Source organism: Pseudomonadota bacterium, assembly GCA_039815145.1.
Taxonomy (GTDB): Bacteria; Pseudomonadota; Gammaproteobacteria; order Steroidobacterales; family JBCBZW01; genus JBCBZW01.
Window position 1 is genome coordinate 1 of record JBCBZW010000235.1, and the last position, 4164, is coordinate 4164.

Genomic DNA, 4164 nt, shown 5'->3' on the forward strand with positions numbered 1-4164 from the left:
CACGCTACCTTTCGCTGATTGCCGACGGTGAGTTGGTTCGAGACGAATCGCTGCCGCTGCGTGAGGTGAACGCGAGCGCCATGCTCGAGAGTGAGGCGGAGCGTAGTCAGCGGCGTACCGCCACCTTCGTGGACCGGGGCGGCAAGCAGTCGATCAACTAAGTGGCCGCTCAACGGGTTGCTGTTCAGTCGACGCTAGTCAGCACCACGCGTATGAGGGGCAAGGCTGCTGAGGAGCAACCAGTCGGGGAGCGCCCGGGTCTGCGCGGGCGAGCCCTGAAGCACGACGTGGCCTGCACCAATCTCTTCCCGTAGGTCCCGAAAGCCTCGCCAGGTTTCCACGAACCGACGGATATCAGCCTTCACCAACACATCGGTGTCGAAGCCCGGGTGCTTCAAACACATGTCGACCTTGCCGTTCTCGTGAATCAGCCAGACGCGACCGTACTCGTGCGGACAGCCGGAGAACTCGAACTCGATGACGGTTCGCCCCGCCGGCATTGCACTGGTGTCCAGGCGCGTCGACATGCTCCAGGCGAGGAAGGCGGGATCGAGGTCGTCGTCCACCATCTCCCGGCCCCAGCGCTGCCCCCACACGGCCATGCCCATGATCACGTCGTTCAGTTCGAACCCCGCCTCAGTCGGCTCGTAGCGCACGCGACGGCTACCCTCGATCGGCACGCGCCGGATGATCCCCGCCCGCTCGAGCTCGCCCAAACGCGTGGATAACAGGGTGGGTGAGATGCGCGGCACACCACGGTGGATTTCACTGAAGGTGCGACAGCCGTCGAGTACGCGGCTGGCCACGAGCAGGGTCCAGCGCCGGCACAGGAGCTCGGCGGCAAGGGCCAGGGGGCAGTACTGCCCGTACTCCGACGTGCGAGGTGCGCAGGCTGTATCCGCCTCTGGCTCGTCCATCGTGTGCTCTCCTGTCGCCTTACTACAGAATCAAGAGTAGCTCCCCGCGTGCGCTAGCAGTAGCGTCCTCGGGGCAACGGCGATGGAGAGGGCGATGGCACGAGCAGGGATGGCGTTGGCGATGTTGGCGTGGCTGTGGGCGTCGTCCGCGATGGCGGCCGATGGGGCCCTGGCTGCACGCTGGAACGCGCAGCTCCTGGAGGTGGCTGAAGCTGAGGACGGCCTACTCACGCTCAAGGGCGTACGCACGGCCGCGATCACCCATCAGGCGATGGCGCACGCCCTGCGGTGCGATCACCCGTGCGCGGCCTCGGCGCACGCTGCCGCTGTTGCGGCGCACACCGTGGCGACTCACGCGTACCCGCAGGCGCGAGGGCGTTGGGATACGCTCCTCGCCGAGAGCGTGCCGCCGGATGTCCCTCCCGCGCGCGCCAATGCCGCAGCGGCAAGGGCACAGCGCGCAGCCGAGCGTCTGCTGGCCGCGCGCCGGGACGACGGCTGGGCATCCCCCGGCGAGTACCGGTGGCGGGATCCAGCGCCCGGCGTCTACGCCGCCTTCCCGGAGCACTCCGGCACGCCTGCGGATTTCATCTTCGGTGCCGGGTGGGCCAAGGCCCGCCCCTTCACCTTGCGCTCGCCACAGGAATTCCGGGTGAAGCCCCCGCCCGCCATCACGAGTGCGGCCTACGCCGAGGCGTACGAAGAGGTGCGCCGCCTCGGCGCCCAGGACGGCCGTCACCGTACCGCCGACCAAACCCACCTCGCCCTGTGGTGGAAGGACTTCGTCGAGCGATCGCACAACCGCCTCGCGCGCGAGCTCATCGCCGAGGACAGGCTGGATCTGCGCGAGGCGACCGAACTCCTCGCCTGGCTGAACACGAGCATCTTCGATGCCTACGTGGCGAGCTTCGACAGCAAGTTCCACCACAACCACTGGCGACCTTACACGGCGATTCGCTGGCCCGACGACGGCAACCCCGCCACCGAGTCAGACCCCACCTGGACCAATACCCACGACCACACCTACGCGTTCCCGTCCTATCCGTCCGCCCACGGCACGGCCTGTGGCGCGGCGATGACGGTGCTAGCGCACGTCTTCGGTGACGAGCGCCCGGTGGTGATGCGTACGCCGAAGGTGGATGCCCAGGGGCCTGGCTCAGACAAGCGCGCCATGATCCCGCCCACGCGGGAGTTCCCGAGCTTCTCGGCGGCGGCGGATGAGTGCGGCCGCTCGCGCGTGTTCCTCGGCATCCACTTCGCCTACGACTCGACCGAGGGGGTGGCCTTGGGACGTCGCGTCGGCCGGGCGGTACTGGAACGCCTGCAGCTTACCCCCTAGGGGCTTCCCGATGCAGTTTGACCAGCGCGTCGGCTAGAAAGTCATACACCCGCCGCACCCTTGCGTTGGTGCGAAGTTCCTGATGGGCGACGAGCCACAGCGGCACGGGCAGGGGATCCATGTCCGGCACCACGGCGACGACGTCCGGGTCACGATCCCCGATCGTGCTCGGCATCACGCCCACGCCTACGCCGCGCTTCACCATCTCCCAATGCACGATGTGGTTCTCGGTGACGACGGGAAAGTTGCGCTGGGAGAGGCGAAAGCCGCGTTCGTTCAAGGCTTCCACGAAGCGCTCGCTGCGGTCGAAGCCGATGAAGTGGGCGTGGCTGAAGTCCTCGGCCTTCGTGGGGTGACCTAAGGCGGCGAGGTAGTGCGGTGCTGCGTAGAGCATGGCGCGCGCATCGGCGATGTGGCGGGCGATGAGATCCGATTGGGTGGGCTTGAAGGCGCGCAGGGCGATGTCCGCCTCGCGGCGCTTCAAGTCACTGGTTTCGTTAGTCGCGATGATCTCCAGGTGAATGCCCGGCTCGAGCTCACGCAGGCGGGCGATGAGCTCGGGCAGGATGTGGGTGGCCGCGGCCTCCGTGGCGCTGATGCACACGTTGCCTTCGAGGGAGGTGGCCTGACCTGTCGCCGCGAGGGACAGTTGGTTCGCGGCCTCCGCCATCGAGCGCACGTGCTGCAGCAGCGAGAGGCCGCTCGGCGTGAGCTCGAGGCCGCGTCCCCGGCGCTCGAAGAGCACCACGCCGAGTTCTTCCTCGAGGGCGGCTACCTGGCGGCCTAGGGTGGGTTGGGTGGTGCCGAGGGCACGGGCGCCGGCGGAGAGGGAGCCCTCCGTGGCCGTCACGAGGAAGGCGCGGGCGCGGTTCCAGTCGAAGCGTATCGATCGCCAATCCATGCGTTTTCGCTTATCTGATGTTCCAATTTTGGTGTTTTTTATAGAAAAACGTATGGATAAGCTACTTCCATCGTGAGCGGCGCATCCGCTCGAGCCCGTCAGGCAACAAAGCGGAAGGAGGTTCTCCATGACATCAGCAATGGCATTTTGGGATCGCATCGCGGACAGCTACGCCGCCAAAGCCGTCCCCGACGAGGCGGCCTACGAACACAAGCTCGCCGTCACGGCGCGCTACCTGAGCCCCGAGCAGGAGGTGCTCGAAATCGGCTGCGGCACGGGCACCACGGCCCTGCACCACGCCCACCGGGTGCGTCACCTGCGCGCTGTGGACGGCTCGCGAAAGATGATCGAAATCGCCCGCGGCAAGGCGAAGGACGCGCGGGTCGAGAACGTCGATTTCGAGGTCAGCACCGTCGAGGCCCTCGACGTGCCAGCGCAGAGTGTCGACGTGATCATGGCCCACAGCATCCTGCACCTGTTGGACGACTGGCAGGGCACGGTTGAGCGCCTGCGCACCATGTTGCGTCCCGGTGGCGTGCTCGTGAGCAACACCGCCTGTCTCGGCGACAAGATGTGGTGGTTCGGGCTGATCGGCCCGATCGGCCACGCGCTCGGGTTGCTGCCGTTGGTGCGGGTGTTCACGCGCAAGCAGTTCGAGCAGGCGTTGATCGACGCGGGCTTTGAGCTGGAAGTGCAATGGGTGCCCGATGGCGGCAAGTCCCAGGCCGTGTTCATCGTGGCGCGGCGCCCCGAATAGACGAGGCGAATGACGCGCAACGTGTAGCGGGGACGCGGTAAGGTGGAGCTGTCCATGGTTCGGTCGGAGAGCTCCCCATGCTGCGTCCCCTCATCGCCTTACTCCCTCTCGCGTTGCTGGCGAGCGCGGCCGCGCTAGCGGCGGAGGAGGTCGTCGAGCACGACTTTCTCACCATCGGTGAGCCGTCCGGCAGCCAGGTCGTCACCTACGCCGACGACGGCTCGCTGCAGATCACCTTCGAATTCAACGA

At 66.8% G+C, this 4164-nt stretch carries 4 protein-coding genes; 2 read left to right on the forward strand and 2 right to left on the reverse strand.

Annotation, left to right across the window (positions count from 1 at the left end; all coding sequences use genetic code 11):
• Positions 1–194: 194 nt before the first annotated feature.
• A complete protein-coding gene (locus AAF184_24945; protein MEO0425606.1) occupies positions 195–917 on the reverse strand; it encodes a helix-turn-helix domain-containing protein in 723 nt (240 codons plus the stop codon).
• Between the two features lie 94 nt (positions 918–1011).
• Between AAF184_24945 and AAF184_24950 the strand changes: the two genes are divergently transcribed.
• Positions 1012–2256, forward strand: a complete 1245-nt coding sequence (locus AAF184_24950; GenBank protein MEO0425607.1) for a vanadium-dependent haloperoxidase — start codon at positions 1012–1014, stop codon at positions 2254–2256.
• Here AAF184_24950 and AAF184_24955 read toward each other — a convergent pair.
• A complete protein-coding gene (locus tag AAF184_24955; protein ID MEO0425608.1) occupies positions 2246–3157 on the reverse strand; it encodes a LysR family transcriptional regulator in 912 nt (303 codons plus the stop codon). The two genes, AAF184_24950 and AAF184_24955, sit on opposite strands and share 11 nt — an antisense overlap.
• A 127-nt stretch (positions 3158–3284) precedes the next feature.
• Between AAF184_24955 and AAF184_24960 the strand changes: the two genes are divergently transcribed.
• Positions 3285–3914, forward strand: a complete 630-nt coding sequence (locus tag AAF184_24960; GenBank protein ID MEO0425609.1) for a class I SAM-dependent methyltransferase — start codon at positions 3285–3287, stop codon at positions 3912–3914.
• Positions 3915–4164 lie beyond the last annotated feature (250 nt).

What these genes read in the sequence shown, in the direction of transcription:
- AAF184_24950 (MEO0425607.1), top strand. Translation starts at nt 1,012, where the DNA reads ATGGCACGAGCAGGGATGGCGTTGGCGATGTTGGCGTGGCTGTGGGCG.
- AAF184_24945 (MEO0425606.1), bottom strand. Translation starts at nt 917, where the DNA reads ATGGACGAGCCAGAGGCGGATACAGCCTGCGCACCTCGCACGTCGGAG.
- AAF184_24960 (MEO0425609.1), top strand. Translation starts at nt 3,285, where the DNA reads ATGACATCAGCAATGGCATTTTGGGATCGCATCGCGGACAGCTACGCC.
- AAF184_24955 (MEO0425608.1), bottom strand. Translation starts at nt 3,157, where the DNA reads ATGGATTGGCGATCGATACGCTTCGACTGGAACCGCGCCCGCGCCTTC.